The organism is Kribbella sp. NBC_01484 (assembly GCF_036227145.1).
GTDB lineage: Bacteria > Actinomycetota > Actinomycetes > Propionibacteriales > Kribbellaceae > Kribbella.
Map to the genome: position 1 here is coordinate 4340915 of NZ_CP109437.1, position 24796 is coordinate 4365710.

Genomic DNA, 24796 nt, shown 5'->3' on the forward strand with positions numbered 1-24796 from the left:
TACCCCCACTAGGCTGAGCGCGTGACCGAGGCTCGCCGTCATCGCAGGCACATCGACCGCCACGGCCGCGGAATGCTCGGGCCGATCAGCCGGCCGAGCAAGTTCGCGCCGCGCGGTCTGCCGCTGCAGCGATCGGCCGCGGCCCAGTTCGACGAGGTGGTCGCGATCGAGGTGACCCGCCTGGAGAAACGGCTGCCGCAGGTCGTCGCCCGGGTCGAGTTCGCCATCGAGGACGTGCCGAACCTGGAGCTCGACGCGACCGAGATCCCGCTCACCCACTCCACCGGCGGCACCTCGCACGAGCCGTACCGGATCGTGGTGTTCCGCCGCCCGATCGAGCTCCGCGCCGAGCGCTCCGCCACCGGCCTGGCCTGGCTGGTCCGGTCCGCGCTGGTCCTCGAGCTGGCCGACGTACTGGCGCTCTCCCCCGAGCAGATCGACCCCGACTTCGACGTAGACGACGACTGAGCTTTTGGCCGGGCCTTCGGCGCCGGCGGGTCATGGGGCCTTGGCTCCCGCCCTTCCCTCGTCGCTCCGGTCGCTTCGCTCCCTACGCTCCTCAATCCAGGGCGGGAGGCCCCATGACCACGATGGAACCAGTCGACTCGCTGGTGTTCGAAGATGTTCCGTAGTGTGGGAAGGGGTTTGTGACCTTCGTTGTCATTGCGAGAGGATCGTGAGTGTGAACGATCAAAAACTACGGGTCGGGGTTGTCGGGCTGGGCTTCGCCGGGCGGACGGCGCTGGAGGCGTTCTCCGAGTTGCCGGACGTCGAGGTGGTGGCGCTGGCCGGGCTGGAGAAGGACCTCCTGACCAGCCTCGGTGAGAAGCACGGCGTACCGCATCTCTACGAGAAGTGGGAGGACCTGCTCGACACCGACGGACTGGAAGCAGTCAGCATCGGTACGCCGACGCAGCTGCACGCCCCGATCGCGCTGAAGGCACTGGAGATGGGCCTGCACGTGCTGTCCGAGAAGCCGCTGGCCCGGACGGTGGCCGAGGGCGCCGCGATGGTCGAGGCCTCGAAGCAGGCCGGCCGGGTGCTCAAGGTGGTCTTCAACCACCGCGAGCGTGGCGACGTCGCGGCGCTGAAGCACCAGATCGACGAGGGCCAGCTGGGCCGGATCTACTACGCGAAGGCGCACTGGATGCGCCGCAACGGCATCCCGGGCATGGGCGGCTGGTTCACCAACCGCGAGCTGTCCGGCGGCGGCCCGCTGATCGACCTGGGTGTGCACATCCTCGATCTCGCGCTGTACCTGCTGGGCGAGCCGCAGGTGACCACGGTCTCGGCGAACACGTTCGCCGAGCTCGGTCCGCGCGGCAAGGGCAGTGTGAGCAGCCCGGAGCGGCCGACGGTCGACACGCTCGGTTCGAAGTTCGAGGTCGAGGACCTGGCCACGGCGTACCTGCGGCTGCAGGGCGGCGGGGCGCTGCAGCTGGAGACGAGCTGGGCCACCTTCCGGGCGCCGGGCGACAACTTCGGCATCGAGCTGTTCGGCACCGAGGGCGGCGCCAAGATCGAGGTACAGAACTACACCACCGTCGACACGCTGCGGATCTTCACCGACGTCGCCGGCGTACCGGCCGAGGTGAAACCGGCCACCGGGCCCGGGCTCGGCCACCGCGCGGTGGTGCGGGAGTTCGTCAAGATCGTCCGGAGCGGCGACTGGGCCGCTCACAACGGGTCCGAGGCGCTGCTGCGGACCGAGGTCATCGACGCCTGCTACGCCTCGGCGAAGGCGGGACGAGAGGTTGTGCTGCATGACTGATCCGATTCGCGTCACCGTCTGGGGCGAGAACGTGCACGAGGGCCGCGACGAGTCCGTGCGCAAGATCTACCCCGACACGATGCACGAGACGATCGCCGCGGCGCTGCGCGCCAAGCTCGGCGAGGACGTGGCCGTCCGGACGGCCTGGCTGCAGCAGCCCGAGCACGGTCTCACCGAGGAGGTGCTCGCCGAGACCGACGTGCTCACCTGGTGGGGTCACGCGGCGCACGGCGACGTCGACGACGCGATCGTCGAGCGGGTGCAGCGGCACGTGCTGTCCGGGATGGGCCTGATCGCGCTGCACTCGGCGCACTTCAGCAAGATCTTCATCCGGCTGATGGGCACCACCTGCTCGCTGGACTGGCGGGCCGAGAACGACCGCGAGCTGATCTGGACGGTCGCGGCCGGGCACCCGATCGCGCAGGGCATCCCGCACCCGCTGGTGATCGAGCGGGAGGAGATGTACGGCGAGCTGTTCGACATCCCGCAGCCCGACGAGCTGGTGTTCGTCAGCTCCTTCACCGGTGGCGAGGTGTTCCGCTCCGGCTGCTGCTACCGCCGCGGCCAGGGCCGGGTGTTCTACTTCCGGCCGGGTGACCAGGAGTTCCCGACCTACCACCAGCCGGAGGTCCAGCAGATCATCGCCAACGCGGCTCGCTGGGCGGCCCCGAGCAGCCCGCGCCAGCTCCCGCAGGTCCACCACCGCAAGGACATCGGCTGGTTCGAGCGAGCATGAACAGAGCCTGAAATACGAATCTCGCCGTGGGCCGGATAGGGTCCACGCATGGCTGACGTTGCGGCGATCTTCAAGGCGTACGACGTGCGAGGCGTCGTCCCGGACCAGTTGGACGAGTCGGTGGCCCGGGCGGCCGGCGCCGCGTTCGTCGAGGTCCTGGACGTTCTCGGTGGCCCGGGGGCGGTCGTGGTCGGTTACGACATGCGGCCGTCCAGCCCGGGACTGGCGGCCGCGTTCGCCGAAGGCGTCACCAGCACCGGCGCGGACGTGATCGACATCGGCCTGGCCTCGACCGACCTGCTGTACTTCGCCTCCGGCCGGCTCGACCTGCCCGGCGCCATGTTCACCGCCAGCCACAACCCGGCGCAGTACAACGGCATCAAGATGTGCCGTGCCGGCGCCGCGCCGGTCGGCTCGGACTCGGGCCTGCGCGACATCGCCGACCTGGTCGCCAAGACCCTGACCGAAGGCCCGGCGACCGTCGCCACTCCGGGCCATGTCCGGCAGAAGGACCTGCTCACCGCGTACGCCGACCACCTGCACGACCTCGTCGACCTGAGCGGGATCCGCCCGCTCACCGTCGTCGTCGACGCCGGCAACGGCATGGGCGGCCACACCGTCCCGGCCGTGTTCGCCACCGGCCCGGTCACGATCGTCCCACTGTACTTCGAGCTGGACGGCAACTTCCCGAACCACGAGGCCAACCCGTTGGACCCGAAGAACCTGGTCGACCTGCAGGCCAAGGTGCGCGAGGTCGGCGCCGACCTCGGCCTGGCCTTCGACGGCGACGCGGACCGCTGCTTCGTGATCGACGAGTTGGGCGACCCGATCTCGCCGAGTGCGATCACCGGGGCGGTCGCGGTTCGCGAGCTGGCCAAGCACCCGGGCTCGGCGGTCATCCACAACCTGATCACCTCCAAGGCCGTGCCGGAGTTGATCACCGAGCACGGCGGGACGCCGATCCGGTCCCGGGTCGGGCACTCGTACATCAAGCAGAAGATGGCCGAGACCGACGCGGTGTTCGGCGGCGAGCACTCCGCGCACTACTACTTCCGGGACTTCTGGCGGGCCGACACCGGCATGCTGGCCGCACTGCACGTGCTGGCCGCGCTCGGTGAGCAGGACAAGCCGGCCAGCGAGCTGTTCGCCGAGTACGAGCGGTACGTCGCGTCCGGCGAGCTGAACAACAAGGTCGACGACGCCGCCGCCACCGTGGCGGCCATTGAAGACACCTACGGCGGTCGGGACGGCATTACCGTTGACCACCTGGACGGTCTGACCGTGTCGGCGGGACAGTGGTGGTTCAACGTCCGTGCGTCGAACACGGAACCGCTGCTGCGGCTGAACGTCGAGGCCGCGGACCGCGCCACCATGGAACGCGTCCGCGATGAAGTACTGGCCCTGATCACCGGTGCATCGGTGGAGGAGAACTGAATGGCAGTCAATCTGGACCCGGACCTGCTGAGCATCCTGGTCTGCCCGAAGTGCCGGTCGGAGTTCCGCGTGGACGACGAGGCGAACGAGCTGGTCTGCACCAACATCGCCTGCGCGCTGGCCTACCCGGTCCGCGACGACATCCCGGTGCTGCTGATCGACGAGGCGCGGGACACCCGGGCAGAGCAGTCCGAGAGCCCGGACAACTGATGAGCGTCTTCGACGACACGCGGCTGGACGACCCGGCCTCGCTCCGGGCGGCCGACCACCTGCTCCGCCGGCTGGCGATGGCCGGGGCCCGGGTCCGGGCCGAGCTGGAAGCGGCCGCGGACGTGCTGTCCAAGCTGGAGTCCGATGGCTTCCGCCCGCGGGCTGTCGTTGCCGCCGGCCGCGACGCCCGCCTGGTCCGGGCTGTGCTCGAGCCGGTGTGCCCGGTGCCGTTCCTCGCCTGGCCTGGTCCCGGTCTGCCCGGGTGGGCCGGTCCGCTGGACCTGGTGATCGTCCTGAGTGGCGTCTCCGAGGACTCGGACGCGGTGTCGGCCGCCGGCGAGGCAGCACGACGGGGTTGTGGCCTGATGGTGGCAACGCCGGCCGACTCGCCCGTCGCGATCGCGTCAGCCGGTCTGCGGCACGCCATCCGGTTGCCGTCCCAGTCCGATGACCAGTTGGCCTCGGCTGTCGCCGTACTGCAGGCCCTGCATCAGATGGACCTCGGTCCGGAGGTGGACCACAAGGCGGTCGCGGCGCTGCTGGACGAGGTGGCGATCGAGTGCTCGCCCAACAACGACGTGGCGTCCAACCCGGCCAAGGACTTGGCGTTGGTGCTGGCGGACGCTTTGCCGCTGGTGTGGGGTGGCTCTGTCCTCGCCGCGCGTGCTGCCCGGCGTGTGGTCGAGGCCTTCCGGCTGGCGAGTGGCCGGCCCGCTCTGGCCGCCGACGCCGGTCACCTGCTGCCGGTGCTCAACCAGCCGCCGCGGGACCTGTTCGCGGATCCCTTCGACAAGCCGGCGGAGCTGCGGCCGGCCCTGGTCATCCTGGATGACGGTGTGGACGACCCAGGCGTCGCCGAGCACCGCCGCAAGCTGGAGTCCAAGGCGGAGGCTCACGACGTGCGGGTGAACGTCGTGACCCAGGCCGACGGCACCGACATCGCCAGGTACGCCGCTCTGACCCAGCACGGCCGCTATGCCGCGGCGTACCTGGGTCTCGGCCTCGGCCGCTACGGCGCCGCCGGCGACATGGACCCTGTCGAACCGGGGAATCCCTCGGAGGACCCAGCGTGGTAGCGCGGCTGCAGAACACCATCCGGGACTACGCCTGGGGGTCGCGGACCGCGATCCCCGAGCTGACCGGGGTGGAGCCGGACGGCAAGCCCCAGGCCGAGCTGTGGATGGGTGCGCACGAGTCCGCGCCGTCCGTGCTCCCGTCCGGCGACTCCCTGTACGACGTGGTGTCCGCCGGGCCGAGCGACGTACTGGGGGAGGAGACGGCCGAGCGGTTCGAGGGCCGGTTCCCGTTCCTGGCCAAGTTGCTGGCGGCCGCGCAGCCGTTGTCGATCCAGGCACACCCGTCGCGGGAGCAGGCGATCGACGGGTACGCGCGGGACGAGGCGGACGGGATCCCGCGGGACGCGGACGACCGGAACTACAAGGACGCGTGGCCGAAGCCGGAGATCCTGATCGCGCTCGAGCCGTTCGACGCGCTGGTCGGGTTCCGGCCGCTCGAGGCGACCGTGGCGTTGCTGGACGCGCTACAACCGATCGGGTTCGAGGAGCTCACCGACCTGCTCCGGGACGGGAAGCTCCGCGAGGCGTTCACGCAGTTCATGAGCAGCGACCGGGATTCCATCCGCCCACTGGTCGCGGCCCTGGCGGAGGCCTGCACGAGCTACGCGGGCGAGGCCTTCGCGCTGGAGCGGGAGACGATGACGCGACTGTGCGAGGACTTCCCGGACGATCCCGGCGTACTGGCGGCCCTGCTGCTGAACCGGGTGCGCCTGGAGCGTTTCGAGGCGGTGTACCTGCCGGCCGGGAACGTGCACGCGTATCTGCGGGGACTCGGGTTCGAAGTGATGGCGAACTCGGACAACGTCCTGCGGGGTGGGCTGACCAGCAAGCACGTCGACGTACCGGAGTTGGTGTCGGTGGTCGACTTCGAGCCGCTCGCCGATCCGGTGCTGACCGCGACGCCGGTGGCCGACGGGGTGTCGGCGTACGAGACCGGATGTGAGTACTTCGCTGTCCACCGGGTCGATCTGGACAATGACGAGCGGACGATCGACGGCGTCGGGCCGCGGATCATCTGCTGCGTCGCGGGGACAGTCGATGCTCTGGGTAAAGACTCCGCTGTGACGTTGTCCGCCGGTCAGTCCGCGTTCGCCACGGGACCCGAAGGACCCTGTATCTTGCGTGGTTCCGGCACGGCGTTCGTCGTGTCCGCGCGCTGATTTCGTACGGAGGACCTGGAGAAAATGGCTGGTGGCGGTAACAAGGCCGTGGTGGCGGCATTGCTGGCGAACACCGGGATCGCCGTCACCAAGTTCGCCGCCTGGGCACTGACCCAGTCGGCCTCGATGCTGGCCGAGGCGATCCACTCGCTCGCCGACGCCGGCAACCAGGTGCTGCTGCTGGTCGGCAGCAAGCGGGCCCAGCGTGAAGCCGACGACCTGCACCAGTTCGGGTTCGGCCGGGAGCGGTACGTCTACTCCTTCATCGTGGCGATCGTGCTGTTCAGCGTCGGTGGTCTGTTCGCGCTGTACGAGGGCTACCACAAGGTGCACGACCCGCATGGGATCGACAGCTGGAAGTGGGTCCCGATCGCGGTGCTGCTGATCGCGATCGTGATGGAGTCGCTGTCGTTCCGGACCGCGATCACGGAATCGAACAAGCTACGCGGCCAGGTGCCCTGGATCAGGTTCGTCCGCAACGCCCGGGCTCCCGAGCTGCCGGTGATCCTGCTGGAGGACTTCGCCGCGCTTACCGGTCTGGTGCTGGCGCTGATCGGCGTCACCCTGACCCTTGTCACCGGCAACGGTGTGTTCGACGGCCTGGGTTCGATGGCGATCGGCGCGCTGCTGGTCTGTGTGGCGATCTTCCTCGCGATCGAGATGAAGTCGCTCCTGCTCGGCGAGTCCGCGACCCGGGAGGCCCAGCAGAGGATCGTCGACGCGATCGAGAACACTGCCGGTGTGCAGCGGCTGATCCACATCAAGACCCTGCACCTCGGCCCCGAAGAGGTGCTGATCGCGGCCAAGATCGGCGTCGCGCCGACCACCGACGCGGCCGTCGTCGCCGAGACCATCGATGCGGCCGAGCGCGCCATCCGCGCCGCCGAACCGATGTCGGTGCACATCTACCTCGAGCCGGACGTCTACCACGAGAACTACGTCGCCGACGAGCGCCCCGCCGTCCCCGAGGCGCCCTCGCACTGACCCTCAGCCCGAGAGCTTCTTCGCCAAGCGTTCCTGGTTCGGCCACCTGACGTCGTACGCCCAGCCGAATCGCTCGAACCACTTGATCAGCCAGGCGTTGATGTCGACCTGGCCCCTGAGGACGCCGTGGCGTGCGCACGTGGGGTCGGCGTGGTGGAGGTTGTGCCAGGACTCGCCCTGGCTCAGGATGGCGAGCCACCAGACGTTCCCCGACCTGTCACGGGCCTCGAACGGCTTCTTGCCGGTGACATGGCAGATCGAGTTGATCGAGAACGTGACGTGGTGCATCAGGGCGATGCGGACCAGGGTGGCCCAGAAGAACGCGGTCGCGGCGCCGTGCCACGACCTGTCCCACAGCCCGCCGATGAGCGCGGGCGCGAGCAGGGAGATCGCCGCCAGTCCGCGGAAGTGCCGCGAGATCGTTGCCATGTCGCGGTCGTTCATCAGGTCTGGCGCGTACTGCTTGGGGTCGGCGCGATCCTCCCCCCAGAGCACCCACCCGGCGTGGGCGAACACGAACCCCTTGGTCACCGCCCAGGCGGTGGTGCCGTAGCGCCAGGGCGAGTGCGGATCTCCCTCGCGGTCGGAGAACTTGTGGTGTTTGCGGTGGTCGGCCACCCAGCGGACGACCGGTCCTTCGAGCGCCAGGCTGCCGGCGATCGCGAGTCCGATCTTGAGGCCACGCTTGCTCTTGAAGGAACCGTGGGTGAACCCGCGGTGGTAGCCGGCGCCGATGCCGGTGGTCGTGATCACGTAGAACACGACCAGGAGGACGATGTCGCGCCAGCTGATCCAGCCGCCCCAGGCGAAGAAGATCCCCGGCAGTAGCGCGAGCGTGGGTACGACGATGAACACCCAGATCAGCCCGCGCTCGAGCTTGCCACCAACGGCCTGGAATTCGTCCGACGCCGAGCTGTCGGAATCTGGTGCTGCGGTCATGGTCGACATCCCGGATGTTCACCGTTGGAGTGCGCCAGGGACTGGGGAGCACCGCTCACGAATCAGTGGAGCGTAGTCCGAACGATACCGCCGAAGCGAGGGGTCAGCGCGGTTTCGGTGGGAGGACGCCGGAACGGCCCAGCCAGCGCAACGCTCGGTCGCGGTCGATCTGGGACTGCGTGGGCGGTGCGGTGAGGCGGCCGGTGCGGTAGCCGAGGTTGCGGATGTCGGCGGCGACGGACGGTTCGGCCAGGGCTCTGAGTGCGAACGCCAGCGCGGCCGGGGTCACGTCGTACCGGCGTTCGAGGTCCAGGGCGAGCTGGACGGCGGCCAGGTCGCGGTCGTCGTACTGGCGTTGTGCGGTGTGCCCGGCGCGTGAGCGCGGCAGCAGGCCGAGGGCCTCCCGGTAGCGCAGCATGCGCGGGGTGGTGCCCAGTCGGCGCGCGGCCTCGGTGATGCGCATACGGCAATCTTGACATTTCAGTGTCAAAATCACCTCCCCCGCGATCAAACCGCCTGGCTCGGCCCTCTAGGCTCTGGCAAGCAGGAAGCAATCACAGTCTTCAGGGGAGCGGGAACCGGTATGACGTTCGACTACAAGGTGGCGGACCTCGGCCTGGCCGAGTTCGGGCGCAAGGAGATCCGGCTGGCCGAGCACGAGATGCCCGGCCTGATGGCGATGCGGGCCCAGTACGGCGAGAGCAAGCCGCTGGCGGGCGCGAAGATCATGGGCTCGCTGCACATGACGATCCAGACCGCGGTGCTGATCGAGACGCTGGTGGCTCTCGGCGCCGACGTGCGCTGGGTGTCCTGCAACATCTTCTCCACCCAGGACCACGCCGCCGCCGCGGTCGTCGTCGGCCCGACCGGGTCGGCCGAGAACCCCGCCGGGGTGCCGGTCTTCGCCTGGAAGGGCGAGACGCTGGACGAGTACTGGTGGTGCACCGAGCAGGCGCTCAAGTGGCCCGGTGCTGACGGCCCGAACATGATCCTCGACGACGGTGGCGACGCCACCATGCTCGTCCACAAGGGCACCGAGTTCGAGAAGGCCGGTGTCGTGCCGGACCCGTCGACCGCGGACTCCGAGGAGTACGGCGTCGTCCTGAAGCTGCTGACCCGCACGCTGCGGGAGGACCCGCAGCTGTGGACGACCATCGGCCAGGGCATCAAGGGTGTCACCGAGGAGACCACGACCGGCGTGCACCGGCTGTACGAGATGCACAAGGCCGGCGCGCTGCTGTTCCCGGCGATCAACGTGAACGACTCGGTGACCAAGTCGAAGTTCGACAACAAGTACGGCTGCCGGCACTCGCTGATCGACGGCATCAACCGGGCCACCGACGTACTGATCGGCGGCAAGGTCGCGGTCGTCTGCGGGTACGGCGACGTCGGCAAGGGCTGCGCGGAGTCGCTGCGGGGCCAGGGCGCGCGGGTGATCGTGACCGAGATCGACCCGATCTGCGCGCTGCAGGCCGCGATGGACGGCTACCAGGTGACCACGCTCGACGACGTGGTCGGGATCGCCGACATCTTCGTCACCACGACCGGCAACAAGGACGTCATCACCTCCGACCACATGGCGGCGATGAAGCACCAGGCGATCGTCGGCAACATCGGCCACTTCGACAACGAGATCGACATGGCCGGGCTGTACAAGGTCCCGGGCATCGAGCGGGTCAACATCAAGCCGCAGGTCGACGAGTTCCGGTTCGCCGACGGGCACACGATCATCATCCTGTCCGAGGGCCGCCTGCTGAACCTGGGCAACGCGACCGGGCACCCGTCGTTCGTGATGTCGAACTCCTTCACGAACCAGGTGCTCGCGCAGATCGAGCTCTTCGTGAAGACGGCCGACTACCCGACCGACGTGTACGTCCTGCCCAAGCACCTCGACGAGATGGTCGCTCGCCTGCACCTGGACGCCCTGGGCGTGAAGCTGACCGAGCTCAGCAAGGAACAGGCCGCCTACCTCGGCGTCCCCGTCGAAGGCCCCTACAAGGCGGAGCACTACCGCTACTGATCCCCCCACAGCAAGCGCCCCACCGTTCCGCGGTGGGGCGCTTCGCTTTACAGCTCGTTGCTGCCTGGGGCGGCCCAGCCTTGGGGATTGAGGGTGGCGGGGCGCGGGTCGACGTACGGCGGTGGTGCGGTGAAAGGTCCTGGGACCGGGACGGCGGGCGCCGGGAGAGCGCCGTACGGGGTCGGTGGGGCGAAGGGGCCTGGAGGGATGGCGTAGGACGGGGCGTGGAGCGGGCGTCGGGTGGCCAGGCGGTTGAGTTCTCGGCGGCGGCGTTCGGCCAGTACGGCGGAGAGGTAGGCCGGCGCGATCAGGGGGACCGGTGGGGCCGGCGCGGTGACGACAGCCATGCGGGAGGCCAGGGCGTCGCCCAGGTCCGTCCGGGCGTCGGGCTGGAGTTCGGTGTAACGGGCGAGGTAGTCGCGGGAGGCGTTGGCGAGGTCGTCGGAGAGGCGGGACAGTTCCAGGGACTGGGCCCACTGGACCAGGTGGCCGGGGACGAAGAGTGGGGGTGACGCCATCGGCTGGTGGCGTTCGCGGATCACGACGGTGCCGGAGACCATGTCGCCGAAGCGCTTGCCCTGCTTGTTCATCAGGCTCGCCACGATCCCCGGGCAGGCCGCGAACCAGGGCGCGAAGTCGACGAAGAACCACAGCAGCGACCGCACCAGCGCCTGCCGGAACCGGATCGAACTGCCGTCGTCGCGGACCACCTTCAGGCCGAGCACCATCTTGCCCAGCGTGCGGCCGCGGGTCAGCGTCTCCATCACCACGCGGTAGCCGATCACGACGAGCAGGACGACGATGAAGATCAAGGCGGCCGCGAGCGCCTCACTCGCCTGCCCACCGATCAGGAAGCCGGCCAGCAGCGAGATCAGGACGACCAGCACGATGCCCTGCAGCACCACGTCGATCGCGCACGCCAGCGCCCGCGTCGGCATCCGGGCGATCCGCACCTGAAGGACAACCGCTTCTCCGGTGACCAGCTGAGACACTTCTGTCGCCCCCCTCCAGGTCAGACACTGTGTCGGGCTAGTCTGCCAGCGCAAAGAGCCAGTCAGGGGAGGAGGTGCGGGCTATGGACGTCGAGGCGTTCGTGTCGGTGCACCAGCCGCAGTGGGACCGCCTGGCCTACCTGACCCGCCGCCAGCGCCGCCTGTCCGGTGCCGAGGCGGAGGAACTCGTCACGCTCTACCAGCGTGTCGGCACCCACCTGGCCGCGCTCAGAGCCGCAGGTGCCGATCCGGTCTCCATCGGACGCCTCTCCGGCCTCATCGCCGACGCGCGTGGTGCCGTGACCGGTGCACAGGCTCCCGTCTGGCGTGACATCTCGAAGTACTTCCTGGTGAGCTTCCCAGCCGCCCTCTACGCGTCCAGACGCTGGTGGCTCACCATCGGACTGCTGTTCTACCTGGTCGCGGCCTGGGCGGCCTGGCGGATCCTCGTCCACCCGGAGGTGGTGGACTCGATCGCAACGCCGGCCCAGATCCAGCAACTGGTCGACCACGATTTCCAGTCCTACTACTCGGAGAACCCGGCCCAGGACTTCGCCCTCCGGGTCTGGATCAACAACGCCACGCTGAGTGCCGCCGTACTCGCGCTCGGCATCTTGCTGATCCCGTCGATCTTCATCCTCTGGGACAACGCGCTCAACCTGGGCGTCAGCGCCGGACTGATGATCAGTCACGACAAGGGCGGCCTGTTCTTCAGCCTGATCACGCCGCACGGCCTGCTCGAGCTGACCGCCGTGTTCGTCGCGACCGCGGCCGGGCTCCGGCTCGGCTGGGCCTGGGTCGCGCCCGGCGCGCGCACCCGGATGCAGGCCCTCGCCCAGACCGGCCGCGCCACGGTCGGTATGGCGATCGGCCTGGCCGCCGTACTCCTGGTCACCGGCCTGATCGAAGCGTTTGTCACACCGTTCCTGCCCGGTCCGGTCCGGATCGCGGTCGGCATCCTGGTCGAGGTCGCGTTCTTCGTCTACGTCTGGACCCTCGGCCGCCGCGCCGCCCGCGCCGGCGAGTACGGCGACATCGACCCGGCCGACCGGGAAGCCACGGCCCCGGTCTCCGCATAGAGCGTTTCGGCTCTGGGCACCGGATCTGGAGTGAGCAGCCAAAGCAACACCGCCAATGAGGTCAGATACAGTCGTTGGTACGGCATCGCGATCACCGTCGGGCTGATCGCGTACGGCGTCGTCTACCTGCTGATCGCCTGGATCGCCCTGCAACTCGCCTGGGGCAAGTCGTCGCAGGAGGCATCGCAACAAGGCGCTCTCCAGGAACTGGCCGACAAGCCGTTCGGAGACGTCCTGCTCTGGATCGTCGCGATCGGGCTGTTCGCGCTGGTGATCTGGCGGGCCATCGAGCTCGCCTACGGTCACCTGGACCTCGAGAAGAAGGTGTCGTCGATCGGGCGCGGACTGGTCTACCTCGTCCTCGGCATCAGCGCGGTGAAGGTCGCGCTCGGGTCCACTGGTTCGAGCACCAGTCAGCAGGAGTCACTCAGCGCAAGGCTGATGGCGAACGGACCGGGCCGGGTGCTGGTCGTCGTGATCGGTCTGGTCATCATCGGCGTCGGTGTCCGCGACATCTACAAGGCGATCACGAAGAAGTTCACCGAGGATCTGACCGGTGGGGTCTCGGAGACGACGATCCTGCTCGGGCGGATCGGCTACGCCTCGAAGGGGGTCGCGTTCATCGTCGTCGGCGCCCTGTTCGGCTGGGCGGCGATCGCCTACGACCCGAAGAAGGCCGGCGGCCTGGACACCGCGCTCCGCACGATCAAGGACCAGCCCTTCGGTTCCGTCCTGCTCACCATCCTCGCCCTCGGTATCGCCGCCTTCGGCGTGTACGCCTTCGTCTGGTCCCGCAACGCCCGCCGCTGAGCTAACCCACCGGCATGTCCCGTCGGCGCAGCCCCGCGAGTCCGGCGGCTCCGAGTACGGCGGCGATCGCGAGGAGCGCGATCAGCGGACCCGCTGACGTGGACCCGCCGGGGAGTTGCGGCAGATGGCTGAACGGCGAGATACCCCGCACCCAGTCGTCCAACTGCACGCCGCCACTGACGAGTCCGATCAGCAGGCAGATCGCCGGCCCTGCCCACGCGACCGGTGACAGGCGCGGAAACAGCCCAAAGAGGGCGATGGCGATCGCGGCCAGCACCCATACGGCCGGCAGTTGCGCCAGTGACGCACCGATCAGCCGCGGAAGTTGTCCGCCCACATCGCCGATCGCCAAGCCGTAGGCGATGCCCTCGGCCACACCTGCGGCGAGCAGAGCCAGCGCCGGACCCAGCAAGCTGAAGGCCAGATGGCTCCCGGCCCACCGCAGCCGGCTCGTCGCGGTCGCGAGTACCGGCTCGGCCCGCCCACTCGCCTCCTCGGTGCGCAACCGCAGCGTAGCCTGGACCGCGTACGCCGACGCGATCAGCCCGACGATCGTCATCACTCCGGCGAAGTACGAATCGATCAGCCCGGCCGCGCCGCCGAGCCGCTGAAACACCTCCCGCACCGAGGCATCGTCGCGCATCATGTCGCCCACGCCCTTGGCCACGCCACCGAACAGCAAGCCCAGCAAGGCGAATCCGACTGTCCACGCCGCCAGCAGCCCGCGATGCAGCCGCCACGCGAGCGCCAGCGGCGATCCGAGCCGCCCCTCCGCCGGACCGAGCCTGGCCGGCAACAGTCCCGCGCCGACATCCCGCCGTACCGACAGATAGAGGGCAACGGCAACGAGTACGACGGTTGCCGCGAGCACCAGAATGGCGAGCCACCACCGGTTGGCGCCGTACGGATGGATCCGTTGGGCCCAGGCGATCGGGGAGAGCCAGGCCAGCCAGGCCAGCGGTCCGTCCGCGTGCGCGCTGGTGTCCCCGGCGGCCCGCAGGACGTACGCCGCACCGAGCACGCTGATCGCGATACCCCGCGCGGTCCCGGCGCTCGCGGTCAGCTGGGCGGCCACCGCGCCGACTGCGGCGAACATCCACCCGGTGCCGGCGAATTCGATGCCGAGGGCAATGGATCCGGCCGTGGGAAGATCCTGACTGTGCATGCCGAAGGCAAGCAGTACGCCGAGCACCAGATTCGCGCCGAACGTCGCCAGCAGCGCCGCGGCCAACTGCGCGTGCCGGCCGACGACACTCGCCCCGAGCAGCTCGCGCCGCCCGGTCTCCTCCTCGACCCGGGTGTGCCGGATCACCGTGAGCAGGCTGATCAAACCGATCATCACCGGGACGAAGCCCAGTCGCCAGGTGACGAACTCACCCAGGCTGGTCCCGGACAGTTCGCCGTACAAGGTGATGAAGCCGGCGTTGCTCGCGTACTTCAGTCTCGACTCCGGCGTCGGGAACAGATCGCCGTACGTCTGCACGTAGCTGATCGATATCGCGCACAGCAGCACGATCCACAGCGGCAGCACGATCCGGTCGCGGCGCAGGATCAGCCTGATCAGCCCGCCGGTCCCTGCAAGAGTCTTCATCGCGAAACCGCCTCCGGCTCGTACAGCCGCAGGAACAACTCCTCCAGCGACGGCGGCTGACTGACCAGACTCCGTACGCCGATCTCGGTGAGCCGGCGGAGCACCGGGTTGAGCTCGTCCGTGTCGACGTCGAACCGCACCCGCCCGTCGTCCACCCGCAGATCGTGTACGCCGTCCAGCTGAGCCAGACCGTCCATGGTTCCGACCAGCTCGGCCTGGATCGACGTACGGGTCAGGTGCCGCAGCTCGGACAGCGTGCCGCTCTCGACGGCCCGGCCGGCGCGGATGATCGTGACCCGGTCGCAGAGCGCCTCGACCTCGGACAGGATGTGGCTGGACAGCAGGACCGTCCGGCCGTCCCGCTCGCTCACCTCCTGGACGACCTCGCGGAAGACCTCCTCCATCAACGGGTCCAGCCCCGAGGTGGGCTCGTCGAGGAGCAGCAGCTCGACGTCGGAGGCCAGCGCGGCGACCAGCGCCACCTTCTGACGGTTGCCCTTGGAGTAGGCACGGGCCTTCTTGCGCGGATCGAGATCGAAGCGGTCGAGCAGGTCGGCCTTGCGCTTCTTGTCCACGCCGCCGCGCATCCGGCCGAGCAGGTCGATCGCTTCGCCACCGGACAGGTTCGGCCACAGCGTCACGTCGCCGGGCACGTACGCGAGCCGGCGGTGCAGGTCGGTCGCATCGGACCATGGGTCGCCGTCCAGCACGCGTGCGGTGCCAGCTGTCGCCCGGGTCATCCCGAGCAGAATCCGGATCGTGGTGGTCTTCCCCGCGCCGTTCGGGCCGAGGAATCCGTGCACCTCCCCGGTGTGCACCGTGAGGTCGAGACCGTCCAGGGCGCGCGTCCGCCCGAACGTCTTGACCAGACCTTCCGTGCTGATCGCAGCCGGCATGATCACTTCTCCTCAGAGCGTTTGCGTAGTTGTTCTGCCTGTTCCGGCGTGACCAGCGGGATGGTGAAGACCTCCATCAGGCCCTGGCCGATCCGGGCATACCCCGCCGGTGAGGTGATGTCCTCGCCCAGCGCCTTCGAGACCTGGTCACGGAACACGAAGATGCTCAGCTTGATCGCGGCCAGCGCGGCCGCGTAGGCCCGCCGGTCGCTGGGCTCGATGCCGTAGCTCGTGCTCCACTGCTCGACCGCGTCGACGGCGTCCAGGAACAGTGCGGTCGCGGTCTCCGAGCCGTCCATCATCGAGCGGACCAGGTAGAGCTGCAGCGGGAAGACGCGCGGGTGCAGCGCCGCCGGGTCGAGGCCGGCCACTCCGTCCTGGCCGGTGAGCTCCGCACCGATCTCGGTCATCCGCTCCCGCGCGTACTGGTCGCAGGCGTCCCGCAGGGCTTCCTTGGAACCGAAGTGGTGCCGGACCAGGCCGGACGAGACGCCGGCCTCGGCGGCGATGTCGCGGATCGACGCACCCTCGATGCCGCGCTCACCGAACAGCTTGATCGCCGCGTCCCGGATCCGGGCCCGCGCGGTCAGGTCGTCGACCGGTCGATCCATCGTCAGCTCCTCTCGCTACACATAAGAGCAAACTACTACACGATCGTGTAGTCAAGTCGACAGAAGATCACTGATCACTCCCTGGCAGCCGGCGATCCCCAGATCGCCTGCCACCTCGTCCCAGCTACCCACCACCTCGTCCCGGCTGTCGCCCACCACCTCGTCCCGGCTGCCCACCACCTGACCCCGCGGCACACCGCCGTACGACCTCTGCCCGCCGAGCCGCCACGGGCCAACCCCAAGCGAGGGGATAACCACCGAGTTGGAGGGTTGCCCACTCGGAATCCGAGGGGGCAACCCTCCATGTCGGGGGGCAACCCTGACGTTGCGCCGCTCCCTTCGGCCATCGAGGCAGGTGGGTGGTTCTTCATGCCGTTGACAATAGTTCTGTGTACGGTTAACTATTGCGGCATGGTGGAAGATCAGGTGGATCGGTTCTTCGAGGTGCTGGCTGATCCGACCCGGCGGCAGGTGGTGAAGCTGCTGGGGCAGGGGCCGCGGCGGGCCGGGCAACTGGCGGCCGCGACCGGAGCCTCGTCGCCGGCGATGAGCCGGCATCTGCGGATCCTGCTGGCGGCCGGGCTGGTCGCCGACGAGCGGGTCCCCGACGACGCCCGGGTCCGGGTCTTCCGGCTCAACCCCGAGCCCGTGGTCGCGGTGCAGGCCTGGCTCGACCAGGTGCAGGCGCACTGGCGCGAGCAGCTGGGCTCGTTCAAACGACACGTCGAGCAGAAGGAGTCGTCATGACCGAACGATCCGCCACCGCATCCGTCGAGGTCGCGTCCGACCCGGCCACCGCGTTCCAGGTGTTCACCGAGGAGATCGACCTGTGGTGGGTGCGGAACCCGATCAACTTCTGGGACTCCGGCCGGGTGACCGCGATGCGGATCGAGCCCGGCGTCGGCGGCCGGGTCCTCGAGGTGTACTCCGGCGACGATGCGCTCGAGCTCGCGACGATCACCGAGTGGGAGCCCGGCGCCCGGCTCGGCTACCGCAGTTCGGTCGACGACACCGAGACCCGGATCGACTTCGCCGCCGTCGACGGCGGTACGCGCGTCACCGTCGTACAGTCCCTGGTCCGCGACGACGGCAAGGCGTTCTACTTCTGGCCGCGCGTCATCCGGTGGATCCCGGCCTGGGTCGCCCGCCGCGACACCGCGCCGCGCACCCCACGCGAGCTCGACCGCCTCACGATCGCCTTGTCCTACGACGATCCGGCCGCCGCGGCCCGCTGGCTGCACACCGTCTTCGGCCTCGACTCGTGGGACAGCATCCCCGCCGAGGGCGACAACCCTTCGTGGATCGAGCTCAACGTCGGCTCAGCCGCCGTACTCCTCGTCAAGCGCACCGACCCGCGCCCCACCACGACTGACCACAACGTCTGGGTGTACGTCGACGACCTCGACGCCCACTTCGCCGAAGCCCAGGCGGGCGGCGCCAAGATCCTCACCGAGATCCACCACTACGGCTATACCAGCTACGAAGCCGAAGACCTCGAAGGCCACCACTGGACCTTCGCCCAAGCCCGGCCCACGATGGCGTGACCGAACACCCCCTCACCGGCGGCCGCATCACCCACGGCGTCGTCCGCGTCGGCGACACAGTGCGCCGCCCAGCCTCCGCGCGATCTGCGTTCACGCGCGATCTGCTGCAACTGCTGGATCGGCGAGGCTTCGACGCAGCGCCGCGCTACCTGGGTCGGGACGACGAGAGCCGAGACATCCTCACCTACCTCGACGGGTGGGTCCCGGCGAAGTTCCAGCGCTGGGCCGACCACCAGGTGGCAGCGGTCGGCGTACTGCTCCGAGCCTTCCACGACGCCACCCACGGAACCCCGCTCGCCGCCTGCCACGACGTGGTCTGCCACCACGATCCCGGCCCGACCAACGTCGTCTTCCGCGACGGCGTCCCCGCGGCCCTCATCGACTTCGACACCGCCGAGCCCGGGAGCCGCCTGGAAGACATCGGGTACGCCGCCTGGACCTGGTGCATCGCCTCGAAGTACGACGACGCCGACCGGCAGGCCGAGCAGGTCCGAATCCTCGTAGACGCCTACGGTCTCAACGGACCGCAGCGTCACGCGGTCGTCGACGCCACGCTGGAACAGCAGACCCGCAACGCCCGCTTCTGGACCGAGGCGGCCGTAGAGGTGTCAGACCGGCACCGAGCCGACCGCATCACCTGGTCGAGGCGTGAGCACGCCTTCACGACGGCCAACCGGGAGGTGTTCGAGCGAGCGCTGGATTAGAGGATCCGCGCGTGGGTAGGCGGGGGCGATCGGGGCTTTCGTCGATGACCTGACTGGCCCTCCCGGTCGGCTACGTTGTCCCCGGCAACGATCTGGGGAGATGCAGCCGATGAGGACGAAGGCACCACCCATCGCGATGGCGATCGGCGTGATCGGTCTGGTCGTGATGACATGGTTGCTCTTCAACCATCCCGCGCACACCGCGGAGTCCGCCGATGTGACGACGCACTGCTTTGCGGTGATCGGCACCGACCCGGGAGTCGAGCCGTCACCGGAGCCCGGGATCGGTACGCACTGGGACAAGCCCGAGAAGCCGATCGACACCGACTGCCAACTGCAGCGCAACCGCAGGGTCGGGTACGCCGTCCTGATCGGAGTCCTGTCCGGCACAACACTCGCCGCCGCCGCGCCGTACACCTTCCGTCCCGAGGCGTGAGCCGGTGGCCGAAGCCGTCCCGCTGACCGGCGGCAGACTCACCCAGGGCACCGTCCGCATCGGAGACACGATCCAGGCCCAACCAACGTCGTCTTCCGCGACGGCGCCGGGCTCGTCTGACTGAGGTGCTGGTTTTGAGCGGGCCTGCTGGCGCGTTGACGAGCGGGACCGCCGGGGCCGCGGACAGGGATTGAGGATCGTGGACCTGAGATCGAGTGTCCCGGGTCTCCAGGTGGTGTCCAAGGTTGCGAGTCGTGCGCCGGCGTGATCACCGGACAGCCGCATCAGTCACCGGCCGTGGGGTGCAGGTGGGGATGGGTAGTGGTGCAGCTGGACAGGAGGTGTCGGCTCGGGTCCGGTCCTGCCGGCCGGCTTCACGCCTGAGCACGCCGGCGGACCATCGCCGGTGGACAGACACCTCCTGTCAAGCTGCACACCACCAGCACAAGAGCCCGGCGTCCCCCTGTTAAAGGCGACCGGCCTTCTTGAGGGCTAGGTAGGTGTCGGCCAAGGCGGGGGCGATCTGCTCGGGGTCTTCGTCGACGACGGTGGCGCCGGCTCGGGTGAGGATGGCGGTGACGCGTTCGCGGTCGAGGCGGGTGCGGGCGGCTGAGGCGGCGGCATACACCTCGGGGAGATCGGTGCGGGTGGACTCGAGTTCGGTGAGTCGGGGGTCGGCGACCGACGCGAGGACTACGACGTGGCGACGCAACAACGGGCCGATTACCGGCAACAACGACTCCTCGATGACGGCTGGGTCGAGGCCGGTGAGGAGGACGATGAGGGACCGTTGGCCGAGGCGCTCGAGGACCTGGGAGACGACGATGCGGAAGTCGGTCTGGACGAGCTCGGCCTCGACGTTCGCCAGTGCGTTCACGAACGACGGCAGGACGTCTTGAGGAGCAGGACGTCGTACGTCGGCCCGCACCGCGGAATCGCAAGCCAGTAAGGAAACCCGGTCACCCGCCCGCGTCGCCAAGGCAGCCAGCAACAACGCCGCGTCCATCGCATGGTCCAACCGCGGCGCATCCCCGACCCGCCCCGCGGACATCCGCCCGGAGTCGATCACGATGGCAACCTGCCGATCGCGCTCCGGCCGCCACGTCCGCAGTACGACGTTGCCGCGCCGAGCCGTCGCCCGCCAGTCGATGCTGCGTACGTCGTCACCCGGCACATAGTCACGCAACGAGTCGAACTCCGTGCCCTGCCCCCGCACCAGCAGCGCCGTACGCCCGTCCAGCTCCCGCAGCCGCGCCAACCGCGACGGCAAGTGCTTGCGACTCTTGAACGGCGGCAGCGCCCGCACAGTCCACGGCACCCGGTGTGACCCCTGCCGACCGGCGAACCCGAGCGGACCGATCGTCCGGATCGTCACCCGCTCCGCGTGCCGATCACCACGCCGCGTCGGCACCAGATGCGTCACCAGCCGCCGTCGCTCACCAGCAGGCAGGTCCAGCTTGTGCGGCGGATCCAGTACGCCGGCCGACGGCGGCCACGCGTCCCGCAACAACCCGCGCACCCGCCGACCCGGATTCGCGACCAGCAACTGAACCACAGCCTGCTCACCGAGCCGTACGGCGTTGTCGCCCTCACGACTCAACTGCAGCCGTCGCGGCGACCCGGCCAGCAGTATGTCGACGAGACACACCACCAGCACGACCGCGGCCACCACACCGACGCCGCTCCAGCTAGGCATCACCAGAGCGACGAAGATGACACCGGCGGCGGCCAACAGACCGGCCCGGCCCGTGAGAACCATCAGCGTGGAACCGGGACCGTGGCCAGCACGCTCTCCAGCACCGCATCGGCGCTGACACCCTCGAGCTCCGCCTCCGGACGCACCTGCACTCGATGCCGAAGGCAAGGACGTGCCATCGCCTTCACATCGTCCGGGATCACGTAGTCACGCCCCGACAACCACGCCCACGCCCGGGACACCGCCAGCAACGCGGTCGCGCCGCGCGGCGATACCCCGAGCTGCAGCGACGGAGACTGCCGCGTCGCCCGGCAGAGGTCCACCACGTACGCCAGCACGTCCTCCCGCACGGCGACCCGTCGTACGGCGTTCTGTCCGGCCAGCAGGTCCTCCGGCCCGGCCACCGGCCGCAGCCCGGCCGCCTCCAGGTCCCGCGGGTCGAAACCCTGGGCGTGCCGAGCCAGTACGGCGATCTCCGCATCGCGCGGCGGGATGTCGAGCGTCACCTTCAGCAGGAAGCGGTCGAGCTGGGCCTCCGGCAACGGATACGTGCCTTCGTACTCGATCGGGTTCTGGGTGGCGGCGACCACGAACGGCACCGGCAGTTTGCGCGGTTCGCCGTCCACGGTGACCTGCCGCTCCTCCATCGCCTCCAGCAACGCCGCCTGGGTCTTCGGGGGAGTCCGGTTGATCTCGTCGGCCAGCAGGATGTTCGTGAACACAGGGCCCGGCCGGAACTCGAACTCACTGGTCTTCGCGTCGTACACGAGTGATCCGGTGACGTCACCCGGCATCAGGTCCGGCGTGAACTGCACGCGCTTGGTGTTCAGCCGCATGGCCGTCGACAACGCGCGCACCATCAGGGTCTTCGCCGTACCGGGCACGCCCTCCAGGAGCACGTGGCCGCGGCAGAGCAGGGCGAGCACCAGTGCGGTCACCGCGGTGTCCTGACCGACCACCGCCTTGCCGATCTCGGTCCGCAGCGCAACCAGCGCCTGCCGGGCCTGGTCAGCGCTGATCTCGGTAGTGGTCACGGGGCCTCCCGGCGTGGACTGTGGAGCGTAAGGAGCGAAGCGACTGAAGCGACGAGGGAACGCCGGGAGCCGAGGCCCCGGGACCCCCGCGCCGGAGGCGCGGCCATGTGCACCGTCACGGGTGTCTTACCTCCTGCGTCAGTACGTCGAGTTCATAGGACAGAGACATCAGAGCGGTGTCACTGGTTGGCGGAAGGCCGTAGAGGAGCTCGTACAGCATGGCCGGGTCTCGACCGGTGCGAGCAGCCACGGTCGCCACAACCGCCGAAGGATCGGCTCGCCGGGGGATGCCATGGGCCTTGTGCAGCTTGCCGAGCGCCGACTCGCGCAGTGCCGCCGCGGCACGGTCCCGAGCTCGTGAGCGCCGATAGAGCCGCGCCCTGCCTTCAGTGGTCTCCGCGGCGTGCACGATGACCGGCAGCCGTTCTGCAATGACCGGACCGAGCCGACGCCCGCGCCAGATCGCGACGACCAGTACGGCGAACGCCAGCGCCCAGCCGATGTAGCGGACGTCCGGCGGAACCAGCGGGGGACCGCCCGAGTCCTCGTCGTCGAAGCCACTGGACTCCCACTGCGGCAGATACCAGGTCAGATCCTGGTGCGTGCCGAGCAGATCGAGCGCCAGCGCGGCATTGCCGTCGTCAGCGAGCTCCGCATTGGTGAAGGTGCGCGGAGTGCCCACGACATCGACGATCCGGTTGTCCGACTCCACCCGGATCACCGTGTTGTTGATGCCGTCGCCGTAGCACCTCTGTGCACCGTCGGGAGCGGAGTACGTCGACCCGCTGACAGTCGCCGTACCCGCCTTCACCGCGGCCGGCAGATCGCAGCCCGGCCGGCGACTGCTCGACGACAGGATCTGACCGGTGTCCAGGACACCCGGTGCGAGGACTTCCAAGGCCCGTGTACCAGGGCGGATCAGGATGAGGTGACTCCACCGCGCATCCGCGATCCGTTGCCAGTCAGAGCGATCCAGCGACCCGTCCGGGCCGATGACGAGCGCCTTGCCGTCTCCAGGTTGCACCGCGTCGTCCAGAACCTCGGTGCTGTGCACATCGACGCTGTGGTTCTTCAGCAGCGTCGCCAGCGCACGTGCGCCGTCCGACTCTGTGGAGTCCGGGCTGAACGGTCCCGACGTCCGTGCGGTGGTGGCGATCATGACGACGATGGCGATCAGCACGATGGCGCCGGTGACGAGCAGCGGTGTCCGCAGTACTCGCCAGCTCTCCGCGGCGCTCCGCCCGACCGGCGTACTCATACGGCCACCCGAGCAGTCCGCGCCGCGTCGTCGGCGGCCACGACAGCGGCGTACCGCTCGGGAGTCCCGGGACGGTTGCCGTAGACAACCTCAGTGAATGCCAGCGCCGCCGGCTGCAACGGCCCCCGCAGTGCCGGAGCGCTGCGGCCCGCGTCCGCGACCACCTCGTACGCCGTCCGGCCGGCGCGCTCGTCCAGGATGGTGCGTTCGGTCAGCTCGGAGACGCAGGCCCGGAAGCGACTGCGGATCGCGAGCGCGTAGTCGCCGGATGCCGCCTCGCGCTCCGACTGGGCGCGGTACTCGGCCGCCGTCCGGGGTTTGGCCGTGTCGAACACCGCCTGCGGCGTCCGGTGACTGGTGCGCAGTACGCCGGCCCGCCACAGCACCACGATGACGACGAGCACGAGCAGACCGATCAGCATGGCCAGACCGGCGTGCCCGTTCGGGGAGGAGCCGGTAAGGCTGTCCAGCAGGTCGCCGATCCACTGCAGGATCTTGGCGATCGCCTTCCCGACGATCGAGCCCCCGGACTCCCGGTACGCCGACTTCGACAGCTCCTTGGCCGCCTCCTGGGCAGCCTGGTCCCGGCCGATGTCGACCGGCGGCTCCTGGAGGAAGATCACGACCCACCTCCGGGCCGCAGCACCGGGCGCATCCACAGGTCGAGGCCTTCCCGGCGTACCCGGAGATCCAGGTAGATCAGTGCCTGGACGGCGGACAGGAACGCCAGGCTGGCGACCAGCGTCAGCACGGTCGCGATCCCGGCGGCCGCACCGAGCGCGATCGCGACCGCCGTCGCACCGCTGCCCTCGCTGCTGTCCGCCCACGAACCGACCGTGATCACCAGCGCCGAGATCCCGAACTGCAGGGCGTAGCTGACGATGTTCACCACGAGCCCCCCGAACAGCAGGATGCCGAACACCCGCCAGAACTTGCCCCTCACCAGCTGCCAAGACCGTCCCAGCGCACCCCAGATGCCCACTCTGGCAGGGATGTGGAGCCCGATGTCCGGTGCGTGCCGGCCCTCCATCAGTACGACGGTCCCGGCCAGCACCAGGCGGATGCCGAAGATCACCACGAGCACTCCGCCGACGAGCATCATCGCCACGGCCACCGCACCGGCCGCATCGGAGGAGATCGCCGCGTCCGCGCCGGCTCCGATCCCGAGCACCGCCAGACCCCAGCCGCCGATCAGTAGCGCGAACGACAGCGACTGCACCAGCCCGACCGCGGCAAGTGCGGGCAGTGCCGGCCGGACCAGCCGCAGCAGCTCCCGTGGGCCGACCCGGCGGGCCAGCTGACTCCGTACGGCGGCCAGCGCGATGATCCCGGCCAGCATGCTCGACACCGCGCTGAACAGCACGAGCTGCACGCCGTACGTGAGCAGGAGCGCCGCACCGGCCTGCTGGAACGGCTCATCGGCACCGAAGAACCCACCGAGCCCACCCGGTACGGCGACCTGTGTCAGAGCGGCCTGCACCGCGACCAGGGCGATGGCGGCCAGCACCGGGAGGCCCAGCATGATCGTCTTGTTGTCGGAGATGGTTCGGGCGGCGTTGTCCAGCAGGTCCGCGGGCAGCCAGGGCCGCAACGGCTCCTCCGCCGCCTCCTCGTGCAAACGGATGTCGTCGGCCACTAGCTGCCCTCCCGTCGGCTGAACCGCCGGCTCGAGTCCCGCGTGAGTTGTGGTGAGCCCCGGCGATGCACCATGATCACAGCCCAACCGGGGGTCACTCGGCGATCCGGCGTGTGCACTACCAGGGGAATGGGACACTATCCGTAGTGCGTACGGTCAGCATCCGCTGGGCGCACAAC

General features: G+C 69.2%; 26 protein-coding genes. 15 read left to right on the forward strand and 11 right to left on the reverse strand.

Going from position 1 to position 24796, the window contains the following annotated elements:
* Positions 1-21 precede the first annotated feature (21 nt).
* The 8 genes from OG555_RS21275 (at position 22) to OG555_RS21310 (ending at position 7371) form a co-directional block, all read left to right on the forward strand.
* Positions 22-468, forward strand: a complete 447-nt coding sequence (locus tag OG555_RS21275; RefSeq protein ID WP_329484676.1) for a metallopeptidase family protein — start codon at positions 22-24, stop codon at positions 466-468.
* Between the two features lie 214 nt (positions 469-682).
* On the forward strand, positions 683-1771 hold the full coding sequence (locus OG555_RS21280) for a Gfo/Idh/MocA family protein (RefSeq protein ID WP_329484677.1): 1089 nt from the start codon (positions 683-685) through the stop codon (positions 1769-1771).
* Positions 1764-2507: a ThuA domain-containing protein gene (locus OG555_RS21285; RefSeq protein WP_329484678.1), complete on the forward strand. Its 744-nt coding sequence runs from the start codon at positions 1764-1766 to the stop codon at positions 2505-2507. Before OG555_RS21280 ends, OG555_RS21285 begins: the two co-directional genes overlap by 8 nt.
* Positions 2508-2555: 48 nt before the next feature.
* Positions 2556-3941 carry a phosphomannomutase/phosphoglucomutase gene (locus OG555_RS21290; RefSeq protein WP_329484679.1) on the forward strand — a complete coding sequence of 462 codons (1386 nt, stop codon included), beginning with the start codon at positions 2556-2558 and terminating at the stop codon, positions 3939-3941.
* On the forward strand, positions 3942-4151 hold the full coding sequence (locus OG555_RS21295) for a Trm112 family protein (protein ID WP_329484680.1): 210 nt from the start codon (positions 3942-3944) through the stop codon (positions 4149-4151).
* Positions 4151-5227 (forward strand): SIS domain-containing protein, encoded by a 1077-nt coding sequence (locus OG555_RS21300; RefSeq protein WP_329484681.1) that lies wholly within the window; start codon positions 4151-4153, stop codon positions 5225-5227. Before OG555_RS21295 ends, OG555_RS21300 begins: the two co-directional genes overlap by 1 nt.
* Positions 5221-6387, forward strand: coding sequence for a mannose-6-phosphate isomerase, class I (gene manA / locus OG555_RS21305; protein WP_329484682.1), 1167 nt, complete (start codon positions 5221-5223; stop codon positions 6385-6387). Before OG555_RS21300 ends, manA begins: the two co-directional genes overlap by 7 nt.
* A 24-nt stretch (positions 6388-6411) precedes the next feature.
* Positions 6412-7371: a cation diffusion facilitator family transporter gene (locus OG555_RS21310; RefSeq protein WP_329484683.1), complete on the forward strand. Its 960-nt coding sequence runs from the start codon at positions 6412-6414 to the stop codon at positions 7369-7371.
* Between the two features lie 3 nt (positions 7372-7374).
* Here OG555_RS21310 and OG555_RS21315 read toward each other — a convergent pair whose 3' ends face one another.
* Both OG555_RS21315 and OG555_RS21320 read right to left on the reverse strand, forming a co-directional pair.
* On the reverse strand, positions 7375-8310 hold the full coding sequence (locus OG555_RS21315; protein ID WP_329484684.1) for an acyl-CoA desaturase: 936 nt from the start codon (positions 8308-8310) through the stop codon (positions 7375-7377).
* A 103-nt stretch (positions 8311-8413) separates the two neighbouring features.
* Positions 8414-8773, reverse strand: coding sequence for a MerR family transcriptional regulator (locus OG555_RS21320; protein WP_328523646.1), 360 nt, complete (start codon positions 8771-8773; stop codon positions 8414-8416).
* A 120-nt stretch (positions 8774-8893) separates the two neighbouring features.
* Between OG555_RS21320 and ahcY the strand changes: the two genes are divergently transcribed.
* Entirely contained in the window at positions 8894-10330 is a 1437-nt protein-coding gene (gene ahcY / locus OG555_RS21325; protein WP_329484685.1) for an adenosylhomocysteinase, read from the forward strand.
* A 47-nt stretch (positions 10331-10377) separates the two neighbouring features.
* On the opposite strand, the gene OG555_RS21330 is transcribed toward ahcY, so the two are convergent.
* Positions 10378-11322: an RDD family protein gene (locus OG555_RS21330; protein ID WP_329484686.1), complete on the reverse strand. Its 945-nt coding sequence runs from the start codon at positions 11320-11322 to the stop codon at positions 10378-10380.
* Positions 11323-11405: 83 nt separating this feature from the next.
* Between OG555_RS21330 and OG555_RS21335 the strand changes: the two genes are divergently transcribed.
* Positions 11406-12401, forward strand: coding sequence for a stage II sporulation protein M (locus OG555_RS21335; protein WP_329484687.1), 996 nt, complete (start codon positions 11406-11408; stop codon positions 12399-12401).
* 30 nt (positions 12402-12431) lie between these two features.
* A complete protein-coding gene (locus OG555_RS21340) occupies positions 12432-13211 on the forward strand; it encodes a DUF1206 domain-containing protein (RefSeq protein WP_329484688.1) in 780 nt (259 codons plus the stop codon).
* Between the two features lies 1 nt (position 13212).
* Here OG555_RS21340 and OG555_RS21345 read toward each other — a convergent pair whose 3' ends face one another.
* The 3 genes from OG555_RS21345 to OG555_RS21355 are packed head-to-tail and all read right to left on the reverse strand — an operon-like array spanning position 13213 to position 16309.
* Positions 13213-14802 (reverse strand): ABC transporter permease, encoded by a 1590-nt coding sequence (locus OG555_RS21345; RefSeq protein ID WP_329484689.1) that lies wholly within the window; start codon positions 14800-14802, stop codon positions 13213-13215.
* Entirely contained in the window at positions 14799-15698 is a 900-nt protein-coding gene (locus OG555_RS21350) for an ABC transporter ATP-binding protein (RefSeq protein WP_329484690.1), read from the reverse strand. Before OG555_RS21350 ends, OG555_RS21345 begins: the two co-directional genes overlap by 4 nt.
* 2 nt (positions 15699-15700) lie before the next feature.
* Entirely contained in the window at positions 15701-16309 is a 609-nt protein-coding gene (locus tag OG555_RS21355) for a TetR/AcrR family transcriptional regulator (RefSeq protein WP_329484691.1), read from the reverse strand.
* Between the two features lie 411 nt (positions 16310-16720).
* Between OG555_RS21355 and OG555_RS21360 the strand changes: the two genes are divergently transcribed.
* The 4 genes from OG555_RS21360 to OG555_RS21375 all read left to right on the forward strand — a co-directional run bounded on the left by OG555_RS21360 (position 16721) and on the right by OG555_RS21375 (position 18993).
* On the forward strand, positions 16721-17056 hold the full coding sequence (locus OG555_RS21360; protein ID WP_329484692.1) for an ArsR/SmtB family transcription factor: 336 nt from the start codon (positions 16721-16723) through the stop codon (positions 17054-17056).
* Positions 17053-17853, forward strand: coding sequence for a VOC family protein (locus tag OG555_RS21365; RefSeq protein WP_329484693.1), 801 nt, complete (start codon positions 17053-17055; stop codon positions 17851-17853). The genes OG555_RS21360 and OG555_RS21365 overlap by 4 nt, the downstream gene beginning before the upstream one ends.
* The gene (locus tag OG555_RS21370) at positions 17850-18557 is read left to right on the forward strand and encodes an aminoglycoside phosphotransferase family protein (protein ID WP_329484694.1); all 708 of its coding nucleotides are present in this window, start codon (positions 17850-17852) and stop codon (positions 18555-18557) included. The genes OG555_RS21365 and OG555_RS21370 overlap by 4 nt, the downstream gene beginning before the upstream one ends.
* A gap of 109 nt (positions 18558-18666) precedes the next feature.
* A complete protein-coding gene (locus tag OG555_RS21375; RefSeq protein ID WP_329484695.1) occupies positions 18667-18993 on the forward strand; it encodes a hypothetical protein in 327 nt (108 codons plus the stop codon).
* 466 nt (positions 18994-19459) lie between these two features.
* On the opposite strand, the gene OG555_RS21380 is transcribed toward OG555_RS21375, so the two are convergent.
* The 5 genes from OG555_RS21380 to OG555_RS21400 all read right to left on the reverse strand — a co-directional run bounded on the left by OG555_RS21380 (position 19460) and on the right by OG555_RS21400 (position 24617).
* A complete protein-coding gene (locus tag OG555_RS21380; RefSeq protein WP_329484696.1) occupies positions 19460-20752 on the reverse strand; it encodes a DUF58 domain-containing protein in 1293 nt (430 codons plus the stop codon).
* Positions 20752-21723 carry an AAA family ATPase gene (locus tag OG555_RS21385; RefSeq protein WP_329484697.1) on the reverse strand — a complete coding sequence of 324 codons (972 nt, stop codon included), beginning with the start codon at positions 21721-21723 and terminating at the stop codon, positions 20752-20754. Before OG555_RS21385 ends, OG555_RS21380 begins: the two co-directional genes overlap by 1 nt.
* A 115-nt stretch (positions 21724-21838) precedes the next feature.
* Positions 21839-22981 carry a DUF4350 domain-containing protein gene (locus OG555_RS21390; RefSeq protein ID WP_329484698.1) on the reverse strand — a complete coding sequence of 381 codons (1143 nt, stop codon included), beginning with the start codon at positions 22979-22981 and terminating at the stop codon, positions 21839-21841.
* On the reverse strand, positions 22978-23604 hold the full coding sequence (locus OG555_RS21395; protein WP_329484699.1) for a DUF4129 domain-containing protein: 627 nt from the start codon (positions 23602-23604) through the stop codon (positions 22978-22980). The genes OG555_RS21390 and OG555_RS21395 overlap by 4 nt, the downstream gene beginning before the upstream one ends.
* Positions 23601-24617: a hypothetical protein gene (locus tag OG555_RS21400; protein WP_329484700.1), complete on the reverse strand. Its 1017-nt coding sequence runs from the start codon at positions 24615-24617 to the stop codon at positions 23601-23603. Before OG555_RS21400 ends, OG555_RS21395 begins: the two co-directional genes overlap by 4 nt.
* Positions 24618-24796: the final 179 nt, after the last annotated feature.